Raw genomic sequence first — 21,300 nt, 5'->3', positions numbered from 1 at the left:
CGCTGCTTTTTCTTAAGCTTTTTTCAAGCGAATAACGTTCCATGATGCCTTGGCAAGCCTTGCGGTAACCATACCGTTATCGAGTTTAGCTCCACCCGGATGATGTGGTTTGACTCTTTCCTCGGATGCGGTATTCACCGCTTTCAGATCCTCATGCTCCATCACGATATGCTCCAGCAGCCGGTAGCCTTCAAAGCTGCGCACATCACATTCCAGCTCCAATGCTTCCTCCAGATGACGGTTCACGGCAAAAATCGTAATTTCTTCATCCTCTTCATTATGAACGACCGCACTATCAAGATACGGAACATCGGTAAAATCCTTGGAATCATACTTCGGTGATTCGACGATTGGCAGCAGCGATACGCCCCGGCCAAATTTCGAAGCGTGAAGATACGGATAAAAGATGGTCTGCTTCCAAGAACGGCCGCCGTTCTCGGTCATAATCGGCGCGATTACGTTGACGAGCTGTGCCAGGCAAGCCATCTTCACCCGGTCTGCGTGGCGCAGGAAGGTGATCAGCATGCTGCCGACAAGAATCGCATCCTCGAAATTATACACATCCTCCAGCTGAGGCGGAGCGATGCTCCATGGATCAATCTGCCTGTCGGCGTCATTGGAATGGTACCAGACATTCCACTCGTCGAAGCTGAGATACATCGTCTTTTTGCTGCGTTTCTTGGCCTTGATGTAATCGCAGGTGGATTTGACCGTATGAATAAAGTGATCCATATCCAGGGAAAGTGCCAGATAGTTGGCGGTATCGTTATCACGGTTACCGTAATATTGATGCAGCGATATGTAATCAACCGCCTCGTACGTATGATCCAGCGTTACGGCTTCCCATTCAGGGAATGTCGGCATCCCGGTGCTTGAGCTTCCGCATGAAACCAGTTCAATGGTCGGATCGACGAGCCGCATGGCTTTTGCCGTTTCCAGTGCAAGCCGGCCGTATTCTGTCGAGGTCTTGTGTCCGATCTGCCAAGACCCATCCATCTCGTTGCCAAGACACCAGGTTTTGATCTTGTGCGGCTGTTCATAACCATGACTGCGTCTTAGATCGCTCCAGTATGTGCCTCCGGGATGGTTGGTGTATTCCAGCAGATTTCTGGCAGCGTCGATCCCTCGAGTACCCAGGTTCACGGCCATCATAACGTCCGAGCCCACTTCCTTGGCCCAGGAAATAAACTCATTCGTGCCGACATCGTTCGGCTCCAGCGTTCTCCACGCCAGCTCCAGCCGTTTCGGCCGTTCGGCTACAGGACCTACGCCATCTTCCCAGTCATAACCTGACACAAAATTTCCGCCGGGATATCTTATAATCGGGACATCCAGTTCCTTGATCAAATCCTTCACGTCGTTGCGAAAACCACCTGCATCCGCAGTTTCATGGCCGGGTTCGTAAATGCCGCCATATACAGCGCGGCCAAGATGTTCAATGAACGAACCATATATGCGGTTATCAACTTGCGCGATCCGAAACGACTTATCCACGATCATTCGTGCTTTCAATTTCTCAGCTGCCAAGTCCTTCACCTTCCGTTGATGTAATTATGAATCATTTCAAATAATACTGAATGAATTCGTTTTCAAATATAAAATATCATATGAGAGGTTCGCTGTAAATACACAAACATAAAATGATTTATATAAATTAGAAATAAATGAATTAATTTTCTAAAAGTCAGCTAAATGACGGTGTGAAACACTGATTTCTCTTGTATTTTGAATTATTGTTTTTATAATAACTTGAAATAAAATGATTTTGAGTATTGGAATTCTTGGTTTTCTAATGAAATTTTTGAAGAATTAGATCACATCTTTATTTAACGCACATATTGATTTATAATTGTTTAAAATAAACCTTTTTACCCCTCTGTACCTATTACCATGGTTATATAAATCCTTTAATCGGAAGAAGGTTTGAGATAAGATGATCTACATTAAAGATTTAATGAGCGGGCTTGATATCTTTAAAGCGCTCAGCTCGGAAATTCGCATTCAAATTCTGGAGCTGCTAGCCAAGAACCAAAGTCTAAACTTAAACGATCTCGCGAACAGGCTGAACCTCAGCAATGGCGCTATTACCATGCATATCAAGAAATTGGAAGATAGTGGCCTGATCGAAATTAATACCACGGGTGGTAAACACGGTATTCAGAAGATCTGTTACCTGAATAAAGACACCCTGATGGTTGATCTTCGCAGCAAGGATATGGATAACTTGTACGAGGTGGAGATTCAGGTTGGCCATTACAGCGATTACCAGGCCACCCCGACCTGCGGGCTTGCGACCAAGGACAGCATCATCGGAGATTTTGACGATCCGCGCTATTTCGCCGATCCGGAGCGGATCAACTCGGAGATCATCTGGCTTACCGAAGGATTCCTGGAATACCGTATTCCGAATTATTTGAAGTCCAATCAATCGTTCCGCGAGATTCAATTCTCGTTAGAGCTTGGCTCCGAGGCGCCGGGATATTGCGACAATTATCCATCGGACATTTTCTTTTACGTAAACGGGATCGAGATTGGCAGCTGGACAAGTCCGGGGGATTTCGGGGACAAACGCGGTACTTTCAACCCCGAATGGTGGCCGCCTCATTTGAACCAATACGGCATGCTGAAGCTAATCCGAATTAATAAGGAAGGTAGCTTTATCGATGGATGCCGCATCTCGGATGTTGGTCTGGACCAGATTCAGCTTGATTACAAAAGCGAGCTCACCTTCAAGATCGCCGTTAACGAACAATCTGTTAATAAACGCGGCTTAACCATTTACGGCAAGCATTTCGGCAACTACAGCCAGGACCTGTTGGCTCGCGTACTGTATGATGTGAAGGAAGGCTAGAGAGTCGAATGAAGGGTGAACAAGAATCACTATAGTAGGTTAACATCTGCATGGGTTCGATACGTTTATCCACTAAAGTATGGAAAACAGCAGGAGCAGGGACACCCTGCTCCTGCTTGTTTGTGCGGACATGCTGAAAGCAGGCGCGGGCTTGAACGATAAGAATATCGAATATCTACTCGCTCTCCCCATTTCCCATAACCGCCAAAACAACAAGTCATAAGCTGCATTAAAAAACGCCCCCGCCGCGCATTTGCGCGACAAGAGCGTTTTGTTTCTACAATCACAGAAAATAATTCGTTATCGATTGATCGCTTGCCAATATTCCTTCGCTGTCCAGCTTTTTCTTCAAATACTGCTTATCCGATGAAATGAAAACGCTCATAATGAGATCGACGACAAACAGAAACGTGATATGGTTGGACATAAAAGCGCTGTTATTGACCGAGATTTTATCTGGCGCAATAATATCGACCACCGCATTTTCTGTAATCGCCGATGAGTCATAACAGGTGACTGCCACGGTCTTGGCCTGATTGACCTGCGCGATGTTGACGGCATCGATAATCTCCCGGGTCGAACCCGAACGGGAGAAGGCAATTACGACATCCTCGGGACCGCATTGGGAGGCCGCGATTTTCATTTCCCTGCTGTCATTGATTGCATCAGCATGAACGCCGATAATCGCGAGCCGGTTCTTCAATGCCATGGCCGCGAGGAACGAATCGAACAAGCCGATGAGGAGGATTCGGCGCGCGCCCTTCAGCAGCTTGACCACTTGATGAAGCTGATCTTCCGTAATGAGCGCCGAAGTGTTAACGATCAGTTCGTTATAGTCGAGAGCCAGCGCATCAATGACGTTAATCTCGCGTCTCTCTTTCTTCTTGGCCTGCATATCCCGGTAAAACGCATCTTGGGCGAACGCGATTTTAAAATCGTTGAACCCTTTGAAGCCCACCTTTTTGCAAAAACGGTTGATGCTTGTCTCGGACACACCGATTTCATTCGCGATAGCCGTAATGGTGTTACGGGTGATGAATTCCGGATTGTGTATAACAAAATTGGCGATCTGATTTTCACCGTATGTTAGTTTTTGAGTTTGCGATACAATTTTTGCGATAACCGCCGGAACCTGTGAAGACATGGTACCTCCTCCTGACTGCCAATGGGAAAAATGCGAATCCGGTAACTTCGCCAGTACACCCCATTATATCATATCAAGGGAAGTAATGATAAAATCAGGCCAACATCATCTTCCAATATTCCACCCGCCGGCTAAGCTCACCTGCATCCATCGCCCTCGTCTCTACAAGAAACGCGTAATCGAGCACATTCGGCAAGCAGGGCAGGCCCAGTATCGTTTTGCAGAATGCATGCGCCGCGATTTCACTACATTTCACGATGCTTGACCTTTTCGTATACCAGCTTCCCAGCTTGAACATATCAATCGGCTCCAGCGTCTCATTCGTGAACTGCCCCGCCCGGTATTCCGTATAATGAAAAAACTCATGCGCTAAATGAAGGTCGATCAGCCGCTCCAGCTCCTGTTCCCGCTCCTCGCATCCATTCCCCATCACCGTCCGGTACGCCTGCCGCATATCGCGGAGCGACGAGGCATAGATGATAATCGCCGGCGGGCTCTTCGCGAAATCAATCTGCGCGCGGAAGCTGACGTTGTGGAAAGTGCCGGACCGATTCGTCACTTGATACTGTAAGCCTTCCATCTGACACAGCTCCCGGATGGACTTGCCTTTGTTCTTGTAGGCAGCCGCCGTCTCTCTGCCCCGTTTAAGTGACATGCTTACATAGTAAGCTATTCGATCCTTCGGTATTTTGTGGAAAAGAGGGTCCTGCTCCAGCTCCGCGCACGCCAGCAACTCATCAGCCCCTTCCTCTTCCATCAATCGGCGGATAACCTCGTCCGGCTCCGGCATACCTTCCCCTCCTTACTGATAAACAACGACGATCAATTCTTCTTCCTGTGTCAGCATCTCCGTCTCGATCTCGAGAATCGACATCAACTGCTCCTTCGTCTGCATTCCGGTCAAATCAAGCATCTTCTCCCGATAAAAGACGAATACCTTCGGGATCGTCGCGTTTGCATCGGAATAGATCGTATTGTCATCCAAAAAATCTTGTAATCGGTCCCCGAACTGAGCCTTGGTCAGCTTCGCGAAGTGGACGTTCCCCTTCTTGAACCGGACGACGCCTTCCCGATCGAGCACGCTCACATAGGTCGTTTTCTTCTTGATCAGTCCGAAAAATGATTTCTTCGTCTCCTCGCAGGCGAATAGGCTCCACCGGCCGCACTGGGACGCCAGCTTCATGCTGGCCGCCGGTTGATCGACTGAGCTAGCGGCTATGGCGGCCATCTCCTCGACCGACAGCGCTTGCTGACCCAGATCTTTGGAGCGAAGCTCTGTCGAGCCGGTAGCGACTGCCCGCAAAATATTTTTCTGGCTATCAATCTCGATCGTTACCTCGACCGTATCCTCACTTGCGCCGGATTTGACGATGCGCTCGACGATCTCGGACCGAATGCGCTTGATATCCTCTTCCGTCGGATTCACGACGGTTCTCTCCAGCTGCTCCTTCACCATCGCAAGGGCGACGCCTATGGTCGATACATAAGGCGCGTTATTAGCGATCTGGAAGCGGAACCGCTCCCGTTCCGCCATCGCCGGAACGAGCACGGCCCCGCTGCCTCCGCCGCCGACCAACGTCACAAACGAGCGATCCAGCTCATAGTCTTCGATCATCTCATTGACGGTCTTCATCGTCTTATCAATCGCGATATTCATAACCTGTCTGGCGGCCTCCTCGATGCTCAGGCCTACATGGTCGGCAAGGGCTTCCCATGCCCGCACGGCCGCTTCCTTGTTCCCTCGCGCGTAATCGCCCTCCGGAATATAACCGAGAATGTTGGCCGCGCCGGCCAGTGTGTAGGAGAATTCCTTGCCGGTCTCACTCTCCAAAATAATATATTCGGCCGGATCCCCTTCCCGCGGGCTGACGAACTTGACCTTCGGATTGACGATCTGCTCCGCCCCGGCGAACGCCTCGTATTCCTGGCCCGCAATATGGGCGCTTCGCGGGCCGACATCGATGATGTTCCCGTTCGCCACCTTAATCATGCTTCCGCCGGCAATGCCAAGCGTCCGGACATCCAAGGACTGCAAATAAGTCCGGTGGCCGCCGACTTGGGCATTCTTGATCATGACCTTCCCGTTTTTGATGACGGAAATATCGACGCTTGTGCCGCCGACCTCGAAAAAGATGCCATCCGACACCTTTTCATACATCAGCACACCGGCAACACCGGCGGCAAGTCCCGACAGCATCGTCAATATCGGACGTTTGCGCACCTCGTCGATACTCATAACGCCGCCGTCGCAGCGCATAATCATAAGCTGGGATTGAATATTCGCATGTTTGACGGATTTCTCTGTCATATTCGCCGTTTCCATCATTTTCGGAATGAGAGATGCATTCACGACCGCCGTTCTTGTCCGTGTCTTGAGTCCATACAACTGGGAAATTTCATGCCCGCCGGTAGCATACATGCCTTTGCGGCTCGCTATCTCAACGACACGAAGCTCATTGGCCGGATCATCAACGCTGTACGCCTCGGAAGCGACGATCACTTCCGCCCCCTGCCGCGCAAGTTCGTCAATCGCCGCTTCGATATCCTCATCCCGCAAATTTTTGGAATCAAGGTACGTATGGTACGTCTTCAAATATTTGCCCGGCGCCAGCTCAATGTCCCCGGGATTCGACTCCGAGCGCGCGCTCATGCCGTCAAGGCCGGAACCCATGCCGATAATGCCGACACGGGCCACATCCCCCTCCAGCAAGGCGTTCGTCGCTTGCGTCGTCCCGTGGGCGATAAAGGTCACATCGTCCGGAGCAATGCCCTCGCTCTCCAAAATCCGCTTCAATATTTGTACAATCCCTTTCGCCACACCATCTTCGTCATGATGTGTCGTCGGAATTTTCATCTTCCCAATAACCTCGTACGTCTCATTGTCAATGACGGCCGCATCCGTGAAGGTGCCTCCGACATCAATCCCGACCCTTACTTTTCTTCTCTCCATCGTTCTCCTCCTGCGACAACGGGCAGACACTCGCAAGTCTCCGCCCGGATTCTATCTGCTTCTAAAAGACCATGAATGAACCCAACACCATCGAAATCAGCACCGCAACCATCATCCAAGGAAGCGTCTTTTTCAAAATATCGTTAATATCGCTCTTCGTAAAATCCGCGACCCACACATTATGCGAGTTCGTCGGGTCGGATACGGCCTGCACATTGCTGACGACGCGCAGCGCCAGCATCGCCGCGACCGGGGTCATACCCGCTGACACGAACAGAGCGGCAATACCGCTGCCCAGGCCCCATACGTTCAGCGGCCCACGGTAGATGGCGAGCGGAGATAGCAACGTGAAGAACAGAATATACATCAACGGGTTGGTCGGCAGCACAGCTTCAATCAACGGGCTGATCAGTGCCGACACCTGTGGCGCCATAACGGAATTCAACAGAATGCCGATGCCGATCATGAGCGCCATCGCGCCGGCAACGTCCTGAATCCCTTCCACCAGCGCACTGGACAGGACATGAATCGGCCGCTTCGGCCAGGTCAGCAGTATCGTAACCAACGCGCCAATGACCACCGCCGGGACAATGTCGAGCTTGAATGCAAAGACGAGAATGACCGGCACAAGCGGGCTAATGAGGGCAAAGGTTGGCACTTTTTTGCCTTCTCCTCCGGAAGCAGTCGGCATCGCCCATGCTTTGCGGCCTTTGCCGTCCCGCTTGATGTAGAATATAATCATCCCAAGCGACACAAGAATGAGCGGCAGCGCGGCGACCAGCGTATAATCCGCAATCGTCTGAACCGAGAGGCCCAGCACATCAACATAAACGGCCCAGTTGGAGACGTTGAACAGCGCGCCGACGCCGACGGCGGAAATAACGACGATGGATGCGACAAACTGGGAGATGCCCGCCGTCAGCATAATCGGAATGACGATGGTACCGACCAGGATGACCATGCCCAGTCCGCCGGCCGCCGAGAAAATAATGGATGCGGTTGCGAAAAACAGGACCGCAATCAGCATCGGCTTGTCACCTGCAAGCTCGGCCGCTTTTCGAATAATCGACTTGGTAATGCCGACTTTATTCAAAATTTGTCCAAACCAGGCCCCGAACACCAAACCTGCGATGGCGCCCGATAACCTCATCGAGCCGGATGAGAGAATCGTCTTGGCAATCGTGGTCGTCTCGGGATCGTTCGACATCCACGGCACGCCGGCAATGACGGCAAACAGAATCGCCATCAAGGGCAGGGCCAGAATGGTCGGAAGCTTCCGGGTCATCATTAACCCGACAAACACAAGAAAAACTAGTAAAATGCCGATGGCTTGAACCCACATGAAAGATGTCACGTTGTATTCTCCTCTCGAATCAAGTTCTCAATAGGCTTATCTTCATCTATATTTCTAAATAAGCGCCCTGTGCTTTCAGCACGGACTGCACTTCCTTGATGTCCACATCCCGGACGCGAACGCCTTTCTTCGCGGCCAACGCGGATGCTACCCCGCCGGCATGGCCGATCGCCCCCGTCGTCGGCGTCGTCCGCATCGCTGCCTGTGCTTCGAAGGTAGCCGAAATGCATCGGCCGATGACGATCAGGTTCTGCACAGAATCCGTGATCATACAGGAATAAGGAATGCTGTACATACCGCCCCATTCCAGCTTCTGATGCTTCGTACCTTCGCCGTCCGGACTATGAATATCGATCGGGTAGCCAGAATGCGCGATCGTATCTTCGAACAGCCGCTGTTCCAGCAAATCATCGGCCGTTAGCGTGTACACGCCCTTAATCTGGCGGGATCCCCGAATGCCAATATTCGGGCCGGTCGATTCCACAACCGCATGCTCAAAGCCCGGAATATACTTGCGCATGAACAGCTCTAGCTCGCGGCACTGCTTCCGCCCTTCCATCTCCGCCTTGCTCAGACTGAACGCATCCGTCGGATCATGACCGAGGATCCGGGTCGTATTCAGGATGACCTCGCCCGGGTTATTGGTCTCGAAGAATAGCACATTCTCTCGCGGAATCGAGATCTCGCCCCTCTCCTTCGCCAGTTTAAACAGACTGTCGAACCCGCCTACCGACAAGCGAGGCGCCTTCTCGATGATGGACGTGTCGCCCTGATACAGTGGAAAGTCTTCCGGATGGGCGTGAATATATTGTTTTACCTTCGGAATGTCGACGTTGTACATCTTCATCTTCAACGTCATCGGCTGCATGGCCCCATCGGATTCCCTGCCCTTGGTGAACTCGGCCCCTGCCCCGACGGACAAATCACCGTCTCCCGTCCCGTCGATAAACACAGACGCCTCGATATCGCTCAAACCTGATTTATTGCATACTGTGATGCTGACGATTCGTCCGTCCTCTGTCCTCACGCCGGCCAGCATCGTATGATACAGAATCTCCCCTCCGTTCTCGGTGACCATCAGCTCCAACTCATGCTTCATCGCTTCGGCATCGAACGGGGTAACCGAATACGTAAATCCAACCGTATCGAAAATATGCCCCGGCGACTTGCCCTGCCTCTTCAGCCGTTCAATCAGCTGATCTGTAAACCCTTGAATGGCAAGCTTCTCTCCCGCATGGAATGTCATCATCGGCCCTACCCCATTCGCAGTAAGTGTCCCGCCAAGAAACCCATGGGACTCTACGATCAGCGTCTTCACCCCTAAACTCGATGCCGCAACGGCTGCCATTGCTCCCGATATGCCGCCGCCCATGACCACCACATCATACTTCAGCCTGTTTCCCATATCATCCTCGCTCCTTCTGATTTAGTGATGTATGATTTGCTGCTTTATCCATAGCCTATCAAACAAAAAGTTAAATGTAAAGGCTTACAAGAAAATTATTTTCTATATATCCGCAAATTATGTTTATTATTTTCTAATCGTTCTTAATCTATCTGTTACGGCATATACAATAAAAAAAATTACCGAAGCTTGCTCCGGCGATCTGCTCCGCGCGTCCAAAATAATATACTGAATTTCAAAACACAAAAAAGGGACTTTCAATGATCATTGAAAGTCCCTTTCTTCTTTGACAAAACATAATCTCTACTATAAAGATGCGAATAGCAAAACCAGAATCGATCACTGTGCAATCTTTAGTTCGCATCCTGCAATCCGCTTAAAATAACTCTCCTTATGACCTTACCTCAACCTTTTCCTCGTTCAGAGCCCTCAAAATAGTATGCCGGTCGCGCAGCGAGTGGGCCTCCCGCAGGCTCTCCCGGAACAGCTCGTCATCAATGCCCAGCTCCTGCAGAGTGGACGGACCTCCGGCTTGCCGCAGCAGCTCAGCGATCTTCTCCTTCGAAGGGACCTTGCGCAGCCACTCCCGAATCTGCTCTCCATATGTCTCCCAATGCGTAGGCTTGGCATTAGGATACACTCCCTTATCGGCCGCGTCGTGATAAAGGCTCGATATTTCGCTGCAGGCCACCCCCACTTTGGCACCATGCAGCAGGGCCCGGTTGCCGCGGCGCAAGTACTCTATCTCCCAATAATGCGACAGATGATGTTCCGCCCCGGAGGCAGGGTGGGACTGACCGAACAGCAGCATCGCGATCCCCGACTCGATCAACGCCGTCATCAGAATGCGTATGCCTTCCTCCGTGCGCTGGCCGATCGCCTCCACATGCTGAATGCATGCCTGAAGCGCCTTCTCCGTAATGGCCGCTACTTGATCATCATAGGGTTCGCCGGCCGTGGTCGAAGAGAATTTCCAATCCAGCAGCGATGTATATTTGCCGAGCATATCGCCAAAACCTGCCGCTACCAGCGGCTGCGGTGCCTTCACAAGAATGTCCGGATCGGCGAATATCGCGATCGGAGCCGTGGCCGCAAAGGTTTGCTTGACTCCCCGGACCACGATCGGCGCGCCCGCCGAAGTAAAGCCGTCAACCGAAGGTGCCGTAGGTACCGAAATGAACGGCTTGCCGCTCCGATGACTCACAAAGCGCGTAATGTCATGAATGGTCCCGGACCCCACAGCGATCAGACACCCTGTCCCTTCAGGCTCCACTTCGATAAACAGCTGCATTAAGGAGCGTTCATCCGCCACAACGTCGCCTTGCTCATCTGGCTGAATCAGACACAGCCGGGGCTTCAGACCATCGGCTTCTAGGCATTGCACCAGCTTTTGACCCGCTGCTTCATACGTATTCGCATCTGCAACAACGATCGGTGAACCAAGGCCCTGCCGGTTAAGATACGGAGACACGTCAAGCACAGCGCCGGGCTCAAGGACCATGGTTTCTAGTCCGCGGAACGCAGGCTGTAGCTCCCTAATCCGGTTCATTAAACCTTTTGCATCGTTCAAGTAATCCGTCACGTTCGTTCCTCCCCTTCATCCCATCCTGCCGTATTTATTCAGGCTTCTAGTCTGCCAGGGCCTATTCAGCCGTTTGCTTAATCCGCTTCAGCCGCTTCATCACGTCATTTTCGCCCCGGCCAAAATAGTCATGCAGCTTGCTGTATTCCTGATACAGCTGCTCATACACTTCCACATGCTCCGGAATCGGTTTGAAGGTCTCTTCCTTCACCCGTGCCATCTTCTCGGCGGCATCGATAATCGAATCATACCCGCCTTGCGCCTGACCCGCTGCGACTGCGGCAAACATAGCAGCGCCAAGTGCCGGCGTCTGTTTGGAGTCAGCCACCATGATTTCGCGATTGGTGACATCCGCATATATCTGCATCAAGAGACGGTTCTTCTGCGGCAGTCCGCCGCATGCATACAGGACATCTACGGCGACACCGTTTTCGTGAAAAGCGTCCACGATTTTGCGCGTGCCGAATGCGGTCGCCTCAAGCAAGGTGCGGTAGATTTCCTGCGGCTTAGTCAACAGCGTCATCCCTAACATCAGCCCGGTCAGATCCGTATCCACCAGCACGGAACGGTTGCCGTTCCACCAATCCAGTGCGAGCAGACCGGTTTGACCCGGCTTGTATGCAGCCGCTTCCCGCTCAAGCCATTGGTGCACGCCGATCCCTTCCTCGGACGCAGCTTCTTTTACATACGCGGGAAGCGCTTCCTCGACGTACCATTCAAAAATATCGCCTACGGCCGATTGCCCAGCTTCATAACCGTATAATCCGGGAATGATGCCGTCCTCGACGACACCGCACATGCCTTCAACCTGCTTCTCTTCGGTACCGAGCAGCATATGGCAGATCGATGTGCCCATCGCCATCACCAGCTTGCCCGGTGTGACAACACCGACCGCAGGCACCGCGGCATGAGCATCAACATTACCGACGGCCACAGCAATCCCTGGAGTTAAGCCCATCATCCCCGCCATCTTCTCAGTCAGACCGCCTGCGCTGCTCCCAAGGGGGCGGACCCCTCCGCGCAGCTTCGTATCGGCCAGATCCTCCAACCGGGGATCCAGCGCCTTAAAATATTCCTTGCTTGGATATCCGTCTTGCTTATGCCATATCGCCTTGTAGCCAGCCGTACAGCTGTTGCGGACAATCTGGCCTGTCATTTGGGAAATGACCCAATCGGTAGCTTCTAAGAATCTATCCGTACGTTCATAGATCGCCGGTGCCTCGTCAAGAATTTGCCAGACCTTTGCAATCATCCATTCGGAAGAAATCTTCCCGCCATAACGGGGCAAAAAGGCTTCTCCGCGCTCGGCGGCAATCGCGTTGATCTTGTCCGCTTCCGGCTGGGCGGCATGATGCTTCCACAGCTTAACCCAGCTGTGCGGCTGGTCGGCCAGCTCCGTTTGGAAGCAGAGCGGCTCCCCAAGCTCGTCAACGGGCAGCATGGTGCAAGCCGTAAAATCAATGCCGATGCCAATCACATCCGCCGGATCAATCCCGGATTGCTGGATGACGGCAGGCACGGATACCTTTAGAACCTCCAGATAATCGCCCGGATGCTGAAGCGCCCAGTCGTGCTCCAGCTTCTTCCCTGAAACCGGTAAAAACTCATCGATGACATGATGCCGGTAAGGCGTAACATGATCCGCTACTTCCTGCCCGTCAGCCAGATTAACCAACACCGCACGCCCGGACTGCGTTCCGTAATCGACACCAATGGTGTATTTATTCCCCATCTCATTTCCTCCTACAGATGAAATCATGAATGATGAATACAAGCGTTACTTTTGACCGTAATAGGCATTAACTCCATGCTTCCGTAAAAAATGGCGATCCAGCAGCGTCTGATCCATCGGTTCGGTTTCCGGATTAATCTGCTGCATCCGGGCTGCAATCTTGGCGCACTCCTCCAACACTACCGCATTATGAACCGCGTTATGCGCATCCTTGCCCCACACGAATGGGGCATGCGAATGGACAAGCACGCCAGGCACCATGTTCGGATCCAGGTCTGCGAATCGCTCAACAATGACGTTGCCCGTCTCCAACTCGTAGGCCCCCTCGATTTCTTCGCGGGTCATGGGCCGCGTAACCGGAATTTCCCCATAAAAATAGTCGGCGTGCGTTGTTCCGTAAGCAGGAAGCGCGCGTCCGGCTTGAGCCCAACTCGTTCCCCATGGAGAGTGGGTATGCACAATTCCGCCGATCTCTTTAAAGTTCTGATAGAGGACCAGATGTGTCGGGGTATCGGAGGATGGTCGCAAATCGCCTTCAACGACATTTCCCTTCAAATCCAGCACGACCATGTCGTCCGCTCTTAAATCCTCGTAAGGCACGCCGCTTGGCTTAATGACAAACAGTCCCCGTTCACGGTCGATACCGCTTACATTTCCCCATGTAAAGGTAACGAGTCCGTGCATCGGAAGCTCCAGATTCGCCTCCAGCACCTGCTGCTTTAAATCCTCCAACATGAACAACCGCTCCTCTCTATATTTCAAAAATGTAGTTGTACGTACAAGTTTACAAACAAGGGTCCGAAACTTCGGACCTATCACTCCCTTATCCTCTACCGTTTCTTCACCGATTCTCTCTCCACCAGCTCCGGTTGAAATACCGTATCCTCTATAACGCTATGATGCTCAATCATGCTAATTAATTGTCTGGCCGCCATAATCCCCATCTCTGTCTTCGGGTGGGTCATCGTTGTCAGTTTCACGCCGGAAGCTTCGGCTAGCGTTGAATCATCGAACCCGACCAGGGACACATCCTGCGGGATTTGCAGCTTGCATTGTCCGGCAGCCTCTGCTAAAGACACAGCCAGCTCGTCGTTATAACATACAAACCCCGTCGGTCGCAGCTCATCCGGCTGCTTCAGCAACTGGACGGCCTGATCATACGGAAAACTTCCCTTCTGTTCCGTTGTATACGTAACCACCCGCTCCGGCGAAACGGGAATTCCCGCCTCGCGATGCGCACGTAAGAAGCCTTTCAGCCGGTTCACACCCTGAAGATCGTCCCGTTTGAAGAATCCGGCGATCGCCTGGTGTCCGTTCTCGATCAAATGACGTGTAGCCTTGTAACCGCCAAGCTCATCATCAAGCTTCAGACAAGGACATTCCAGCTCCCGATACTTCTCATTGATCATCAAAAACGGGATTCCCTTCTCCTGCAGGGATAGGAAATACGTCAAATTCGGGTTGCCCTCCGCACTCTTGGTCGGCTCGATAATCAGCCCGCTAAGCGGCTGGCTGGTCATGAGCTGAAGACTCTCCATCTCTTTCTCCTTGTTGTTATCGGTACTGGAGAGCAGCAGGCGGTATCCCTTGCTGCGCAGCTCCGCCTCCGCTCCCCGAACGATATGCGGGAAAATATAATCCGAGATATAGGTTGTTATGATGCCAATCGTCTTAACCTGCTTGCTCTCCCGCCGCTCGGGATTTCTAGCGAACGTCCCTTTGCCCTGAATCCGTTCCAGCCAGCCTTCCTTCTCCAATTCGCCGAAGGTTTGGCGGACCGTCTGGCGGCTTACGCCGAACTGGTCGGCGATTTCATGCTCCGAAGGAACTTGTTTGCCCGCTTGAAGCCGGCCGGATTCAAACCAGGAGAGCAGTTCGTTTTTTAATACAATATATTTGGGTATCCGTCTATTATTCATCATTCACCTCTAGCCTCACGCACTCATTATGTTAGGATCACCTGCAATCCTAAGTTATCTCGCTATTGTAACACAGGCCAGGGGAATGCTGACAGAACCAGTTACCGCAGGCGGTATGCGGCTTCACTCCAGCGGAGCTCGTTCTTGAAGCGCGGTATCGTTGTATCCTTATCAATAATGACCGCTTCAATGCCGACCATCTCCGCCCAATCGCTCAAATGCTCAGCCGTCATGGCATAAGAGAGAACGGTGTGATGCGCTCCGCCGGCCAATATCCACGCTTCCGCAGATTCGCGGAGCGATGGCTGCGGTTTCCACAGCACACGGGCTACCGGCAGCTTCGGCATCGGCTGCTCCACCTTGACGCCATCCACGACATTCACCAGCAGTCTGAAGCGGTGACCCAGATCGATCAGGGAAGCATTAACCGCCGGGCCGTCTTGGCCGTTAAACACGAGTCGCGCGGGATCTCCCTTGCCTCCGATCCCGAGTGGATGAACTTCCAGCGTCGGTTTATCCAGTGCAATGGTCGGACATACCTCCAGCATATGCGATCCAAGAATCATATGATTCCCTGGCTCGAGGTGATAGGTGTAGTCCTCCATGAAGGAAGTGCTTTTATTGCCCGCAAGCACCTTCAATACACGCGTCAGGGCAGCTGTTTTCCAATCCCCTTCCCCGCCGAAGCCGTAACCCGACTCCATCAGACGCTGTACGGCGAGTCCCGGAAGCTGCCTCATTCCATGCAGATCCTCAAAGGTCGTCGTGAATGCGCCAAAGCCGCCCTCTTCCAGGAAACGACGAAGCGCAATCTCGATCCGGGCTTGATACGCAATCGAATCGCGCACGGGACCGTCGCTAAGCCCTTCCTTGGTTATGGAATACAACTCCGCATATTCGTTCAGGAGCGCCTTAACCTCTTCATCGCCAACTTCATTCATGGACTGCACAAGATCGCCGATGCCATAACCGTTCACGGACCAGCCAAGCTTGATTTGCGCTTCTACTTTATCCCCTTCGGTTACCGCCACTTGGCGCATATTATCGCCGAAGCGGGCCACTTTCAGCCTGCGGCTTTCGGCATAGGCCGCAGCGGTCCTCATCCAGCCGGCAATGCTGCCTCGAACCTCCCCGTCTTCCCAATGGCCCACAACCACCTTGCGAGCAATACCGAGACGGGCACCAATATGACCATACTCGCGATCACCGTGCGCGGACTGGTTCAAGTTCATAAAGTCCATATCAATCGTTTCCCAAGGGATATCCCGGTTGAATTGGGTATGGAAATGAAGAAGCGGCTTCTGCAATTGGGATAGACCCGCGATCCACATTTTGGCCGGGGAGAAGGTGTGCATCCAGGTCATGATACCTGCGCAGGACTCATCATTGTTGGCCTCAAGAATCAGGTTGTATATTTCATCGGGTGTCGTTACGATCGGCTTGAACACAATAGGATAGGAAAATACAGGATCTTTATCAAACTCCGTTGCCACGATGCGGGAATGCTCAGCTACCTGCTCCAGCGTTTCGGGGCCATACAAGTGCTGGCTTCCGGTGACGAACCAAAAAGAATGCGGTTTCAAATTCATAATTATAACGCCTCCTGTATGAATGCTTGCTCACAAATTTGTACATACCTATAAACAAATTAAACCCAATTTATCATAAATGTACGTACAAGTTGAATCACTCACATTCTACCCCCGCATCTCAAAAATAGCAAGATCAAAATAAAAAAAGCCTGGAAAACCAGGCTTTTTTCATGTAATCGTATATTTGGCAAAATATTATTTCTGCACCGCTGCTTTCAGCATTTCGATCTTCTGTTCTTTGGACATATCCCATGTGGCTGAAATGCTGTATTCGAAGCCGCCTTCATGCCAAAACACGTATTTTGGATAGATATGCGCCGGGAAGTCATCCTCAAAGAAACCTTTCTTACTTCCCTCTGAATCCAACGTATATTTAGAAATGGCCAGTGTGTCTTTCCCGTTCGTATATTCAAGACGGATGGTTGCCGCCTCTTTCCAATCTATCCTTTTCGCATAGACGGGTTTACCGCTCTTCTTGCCTTCGGCCCTTACTTCATCAAGGAACGTGCCTTCGGTTGGACCTTCAATTCTCGCTTTGGAAAACTTATATCCCTCCGGCAAGTTGGCGGGCTGCTTCAGAATGGAACCTTCCAGCGTGGAAGCTCTTTTCAAGTAGTCCTCGTAAGCGGAGAATGTTTCTATCCCTCCCCAATAACTTAGGTCGAGTCCGCTGTTAAGATCCTTATATTTATGATATAGAACGTACATATCGCCTGTCTCATTACTTAGCTTCTTCACTCTATGGGTCTCAGCTTCGATATACTTCTTTTCCTCTGGAGTTAGAGCCTTGGCTGCAACTTCTGCTTTTTTCTGTGCCTTTTCCAGTTCTTTCTTGTAGAGCTCGCGGTCTATATCTCCCTCGGGATAAATCATATCCGGCACGTTATTCACAACAGCTTTTGAATCCTGTTCCGATTGCACGGGAGCCTGTGGTGTTACGCTCCCTGCATCGCTTTCCTTAGCATTAACCAATGTCACGCTGCCAAGCGCGATAATCATCCCCATCGCCAGAATGGATAGACGGTATGATTTTTTGTGAAAATGTTTAATCATCGTAAGTCTCCTTTTCATTTGTTTATGTGTGGCGGACAGGCCGGCAAGCCCCGGCTGGCGTTGGTTTCCTGAAAAATGCTCCAACACGTGGATGATCGTTTGTCCGTATGCATTGTTTTGCTGCGGGCTCATCCGATTCAAGGCGCATGCATCGCAAGCCATCTCCTGATCCTGTCTTGCTTTACGTACGGCTAGCCATAATAACGGATTAAACCAATGGATGATCAGGATGGTATGCATCAACCAGTTCACGGCGACATCCCGCCGCTGAATATGTGCGAACTCATGCGCCAGAATATATTGAAGTTGATCTTTTTTCAGCGTGATGAGCAGACTGGGCGAAATGGCGATCGCCGGCTTGCTAAAACCGACCACGGCAGGTCCAGGAATTCGCTCGCTGGACAGAAATTGCACGTTTTGCTTCACGCCTAATTGCTGTTTCGTCTCGTGAAACACTGCCGATAGAAAAGGCGTATCTATCTTTCGGCCCGCGCGCAGGGCTTGTTTCAATCGAAGCTGGTCGTATATCGTTTTCGCGGCAAGAAGCAGCACGCCCGCAAACCAAACCGCAATCAGCGTATTGGTGAAGCCTATTTGGTTGAACCCATTCCACCAAAAGCCGCTCTCCTGCACGAGTCCCGATTCAAGGGATGGAGCAGGTACTTCCGAGGTTCCGCTTGCTCCCGGGTTTATAGAGCGCTCAACATGAACCGTCGCCTCGCTTATTCTCCCCGCTTCCTTCCCACCCGATGAAACTTGAGTTTGTTGATGAATACCGGGTGCTATGGCCTCCAAAGACAAAACATTGTACAGGCTAAGCGAGGATTCCGGAGCCCAAGGGAGCAGCAAACGTATGGCTACAGGTAGCCAAAGCCAATATTTCCATCTGGCCTCAATTTTGTTTCTTAATAGAAACTGTAGAATCAGCACAAGTACGATCAGGATGGAGGCCATGAACGATCCGCGAATCACCCAGCCAAAAAAAGACAATAAATTTTCATGCAATGTAGGACTCATCAGGGCTCTCTCTTTTCTGTTTCCCCGTCGCTGCGGTTATCGTCAAACAATGCCTTTAGATCCTCGATTTCTTGCGCATTCAGTTTTTTATCCTGCAGAAAGTTGGCCAGCATCGGCTTTAAAGATCCCCCATAAAGCTTTTTCATGAAGGATTTGGTTTCGGACTGCAGATACTCCTGCTCGCTGATGATCGGATAAAATAGTTGGGTGCGCTTTGAACCCTTTTCCAGTTTCGCACCCGCTGCTTCCTTCTGCACCAGACGACTGAGGAGCGTCCGGGTCGTATTGGGGCTCCACCCCATTTGATCCGTCATTTGTTTTACGACCTCGCTGGAAGGGCAGTCCGGATTTGTCCACAATACGCGCATAATTTCCAGCTCTGCATCCGTAATCGGTGGTATTTGATTCATGCATGAAACCTCCAAAGTCAATTTACTCAGACTACATATGTAGTTATAATACACATGCTACATTTGCAGTTTAGTAATGTCAACTTGTTTGGCAGAGCGTAATTTCTCGTTTTTGTTACACGAAAAAATGATTCGCACCGCCTGTGGGCATGATGATCTGCAAAAGAACCCATGTCATCGTATTTTGGAGCGCCTGTCCGAGAAAAAATATAGCTGGCGCAAAATGTTATTTTTTCACGGCTGCTTTTAGCATTTCGATCTTCTGTTTCCTGGACATATCCAAAGAGGAGGTTGAAATGCTGTATTCGAATTTGCCGCCATCATTCCAAAAAACGTATTTTGGAAAGACATTCTTCGGCAGCTTATCGTCAAAGAAACCTTTTTTCTTGCTTCCCTTCGAATCTACCGTATCCTTGGAAAAGCCCAGCGTGTCTTTTCCGCTCGCATATTTAAGACGGATGGTTGCCGCCTCTTTCCAATCGATCTTTTTCACATAGATGGGCTTTCCGCTCTTCTTACCTTCGGCCCTTACTTCATCAACGAACTTTCCTTCGATCGGACCTTCAATGACCGCTGATAAAAACTTATATCCCTTTGGCAGGTTGGCAGGCTGCTGCAGAATGGATCCCTTCAGGGTTGAAGCTTTTTTCAAGTAGTCCTCGTAAGTAGTGAATTCATGAATCCCTCCCCAATAGCTAATATCAAATCCGCTATTTAATTTTGGGTACTTATGATACAGGACATACATATCACCCGATTCTTGGGCCAACTCCTTCACTCTCTGGATCTCAGCTTCGATAAACTTTTTTTCCTCTGCAGATATAGGCTTGGCTGCTTCGTCTGTTTTTTTAACAGTGGCTTCTTGGGCTTTCTCGTTGGACTGCGCCTTCGCCGCGAGGCTTACGGAAGAACCCATTAATAAAATGCTGCTTAGTGTCGCGATTGCTACTTTCGTTGCTGCCTTCATTTGGTAATGCTCCTCTCCTATGATTTTTTATTTTTTATAAACTACAACTGTAGTTACAAATCAATACTACAACTGTAGTTCAATAATGTCAACACGGTTTGTGCAGATTTTTTTTGTTTTCGTTGAATACAAAAAAAGAAGAGCTGCCCCTGCAGGTTAAAATGCAAACCCAAGTGACAACCCTTCATTATGATCATTTCATATAGGATATCGGTACCCGATCCGGATAATCCGTAATAATCCCGTCCACGTTAATTTGAAGCACGTAAGGAATTTGCAGCATATCCCGAATAGTCCAGACCATCGTTTTCATGCCCGATTGATGTATCTTTTGAACCAGCCCTTTGGATACCAGTCTCATCGATACATTCACATACTCCGCATAGGCCTTCATATCTTCCAGCCGCTGCTTGGATAAATCGCCCGCACTGGTGATAACAACGCCCAGCGGGATATCGGGCAGCAATTGGCGGAACCGAAGCAGCGAGTCCGTATCTGCTGACTGCACGATGATCAGATCCTTGTACCGCTCACCACCGTCAGCGCCGATGATATACCTTTTCAAATCGTCTGCAACCTTTTGTTCGATACCCGGATACCGGGAGGGAGATTTCAATTCGATCAACAGCCCGATACGCCCTGCGAAATGCTCAAGCACCTCTGCCAAAGCGGGAATGACTTCTCCTTTAAACGCCGAATCGTACCATGAACCTGCATCCAGGCTACGCAGTTCCTCGAAGGTTAAATCGCCTACTTCTCCTTCCCCATTGGTGGTTCGCTCAACCGTAGAATCATGAATCACGACGACCTGTCCATCCTTGCTCAATTGGACATCCAGTTCCAGCATATCCGCTCCCATATCTAAGGCTTTAACAAAAGAAGCCATCGTATTTTCCGGAGCATAACCCGATGCCCCCCGATGGGCGATATTGACCCAGGACTGACCGCCTTCATTCTCCGACCTCATCCAGACTTCCTGTTCCCTGGTTTGATGAAAAGGATAGTGCGGGACATCAGCCACATGTTGAGAACCGATCACTGCAAGCATAGCTGTTACGATAACAATCATTCTTTTCATCAGATTATCAATCTCCTAGTCGTACCTTGTTCACTTTATAGCTGCCTCGCTGAAGGATCATTTCAGGGCAGCCTGCGCATTCCTCATCTGATGCTAATTCTTCCCTTTCTGCTCCAAGTTCAGTCAGATATGAATGAACTCAGCTCAATGTTCACCAGGTATGATTTTTGTTCATTTTATATTTAGCTCTTGTAATATGAACGTAAATGGAGTAATTTGTACATATATGAACATTATAAATTTCAT

16 protein-coding genes are annotated in these 21,300 nt (G+C 50.7%); 1 reads left to right on the top strand and 15 read right to left on the bottom strand.

Annotation, left to right across the window (positions count from 1 at the left end; genetic code table 11):
* Positions 1-12 precede the first annotated feature (12 nt).
* On the bottom strand, positions 13-1,500 hold the full coding sequence (arfA, locus tag CRG97_RS08550; RefSeq protein ID WP_098743083.1) for an arabinosylfuranosidase ArfA: 1,488 nt from the start codon (positions 1,498-1,500) through the stop codon (positions 13-15).
* Positions 1,501-1,933: 433 nt separating this feature from the next.
* Here arfA and CRG97_RS08545 point away from each other — a divergent pair, with 433 nt between their 5' ends.
* Complete coding sequence (locus CRG97_RS08545; RefSeq protein WP_098742632.1) at positions 1,934-2,851, top strand: ArsR/SmtB family transcription factor; 918 nt, start codon at positions 1,934-1,936, stop codon at positions 2,849-2,851.
* 283 nt (positions 2,852-3,134) lie between these two features.
* On the opposite strand, the gene CRG97_RS08540 is transcribed toward CRG97_RS08545, so the two are convergent.
* The 14 genes from CRG97_RS08540 to CRG97_RS08475 all read right to left on the bottom strand — a co-directional run bounded on the left by CRG97_RS08540 (position 3,135) and on the right by CRG97_RS08475 (position 21,054).
* The gene (locus tag CRG97_RS08540) at positions 3,135-3,995 is read right to left on the bottom strand and encodes a MurR/RpiR family transcriptional regulator (protein WP_076320497.1); all 861 of its coding nucleotides are present in this window, start codon (positions 3,993-3,995) and stop codon (positions 3,135-3,137) included.
* Between the two features lie 94 nt (positions 3,996-4,089).
* Positions 4,090-4,785, bottom strand: coding sequence for a hypothetical protein (locus CRG97_RS08535; RefSeq protein ID WP_098742631.1), 696 nt, complete (start codon positions 4,783-4,785; stop codon positions 4,090-4,092).
* Positions 4,786-4,797: 12 nt separating this feature from the next.
* On the bottom strand, positions 4,798-6,945 hold the full coding sequence (locus CRG97_RS08530; protein WP_098742630.1) for a hydantoinase/oxoprolinase family protein: 2,148 nt from the start codon (positions 6,943-6,945) through the stop codon (positions 4,798-4,800).
* Between the two features lie 61 nt (positions 6,946-7,006).
* Positions 7,007-8,299, bottom strand: coding sequence for a citrate transporter (locus CRG97_RS08525; RefSeq protein ID WP_237566343.1), 1,293 nt, complete (start codon positions 8,297-8,299; stop codon positions 7,007-7,009).
* Positions 8,300-8,345: 46 nt separating this feature from the next.
* On the bottom strand, positions 8,346-9,704 hold the full coding sequence (locus CRG97_RS08520; RefSeq protein ID WP_098742629.1) for an FAD-dependent oxidoreductase: 1,359 nt from the start codon (positions 9,702-9,704) through the stop codon (positions 8,346-8,348).
* 391 nt (positions 9,705-10,095) lie between these two features.
* Positions 10,096-11,286 (bottom strand): sn-glycerol-1-phosphate dehydrogenase, encoded by a 1,191-nt coding sequence (locus tag CRG97_RS08515; protein ID WP_098742628.1) that lies wholly within the window; start codon positions 11,284-11,286, stop codon positions 10,096-10,098.
* 61 nt (positions 11,287-11,347) lie between these two features.
* Positions 11,348-13,018 (bottom strand): ribulokinase, encoded by a 1,671-nt coding sequence (locus tag CRG97_RS08510; protein ID WP_098742627.1) that lies wholly within the window; start codon positions 13,016-13,018, stop codon positions 11,348-11,350.
* Between the two features lie 45 nt (positions 13,019-13,063).
* A complete protein-coding gene (gene araD / locus CRG97_RS08505; RefSeq protein ID WP_098742626.1) occupies positions 13,064-13,753 on the bottom strand; it encodes an L-ribulose-5-phosphate 4-epimerase in 690 nt (229 codons plus the stop codon).
* Between the two features lie 95 nt (positions 13,754-13,848).
* Positions 13,849-14,937, bottom strand: a complete 1,089-nt coding sequence (locus tag CRG97_RS08500; RefSeq protein ID WP_202618899.1) for a GntR family transcriptional regulator — start codon at positions 14,935-14,937, stop codon at positions 13,849-13,851.
* Positions 14,938-15,038: 101 nt separating this feature from the next.
* Positions 15,039-16,526, bottom strand: a complete 1,488-nt coding sequence (araA, locus tag CRG97_RS08495; RefSeq protein ID WP_098742624.1) for an L-arabinose isomerase — start codon at positions 16,524-16,526, stop codon at positions 15,039-15,041.
* A 198-nt stretch (positions 16,527-16,724) separates the two neighbouring features.
* Complete coding sequence (locus tag CRG97_RS08490) at positions 16,725-18,599, bottom strand: M56 family metallopeptidase (RefSeq protein ID WP_098742623.1); 1,875 nt, start codon at positions 18,597-18,599, stop codon at positions 16,725-16,727.
* Positions 18,599-19,009, bottom strand: a complete 411-nt coding sequence (locus CRG97_RS08485) for a BlaI/MecI/CopY family transcriptional regulator (RefSeq protein WP_076320488.1) — start codon at positions 19,007-19,009, stop codon at positions 18,599-18,601. Before CRG97_RS08485 ends, CRG97_RS08490 begins: the two co-directional genes overlap by 1 nt.
* Before the next feature lie 226 nt (positions 19,010-19,235).
* Positions 19,236-19,976: a hypothetical protein gene (locus CRG97_RS08480; RefSeq protein WP_076320487.1), complete on the bottom strand. Its 741-nt coding sequence runs from the start codon at positions 19,974-19,976 to the stop codon at positions 19,236-19,238.
* Between the two features lie 193 nt (positions 19,977-20,169).
* Complete coding sequence (locus tag CRG97_RS08475; RefSeq protein ID WP_098742622.1) at positions 20,170-21,054, bottom strand: glycerophosphodiester phosphodiesterase; 885 nt, start codon at positions 21,052-21,054, stop codon at positions 20,170-20,172.
* Positions 21,055-21,300 lie beyond the last annotated feature (246 nt).

Source organism: Paenibacillus sp. EZ-K15 (assembly GCF_002573715.1).
GTDB lineage: Bacteria > Bacillota > Bacilli > Paenibacillales > Paenibacillaceae > Paenibacillus_AQ.
Note: the sequence above shows the minus strand (reverse complement) of the source record. Positions and strands in the feature narration are given on the sequence as shown.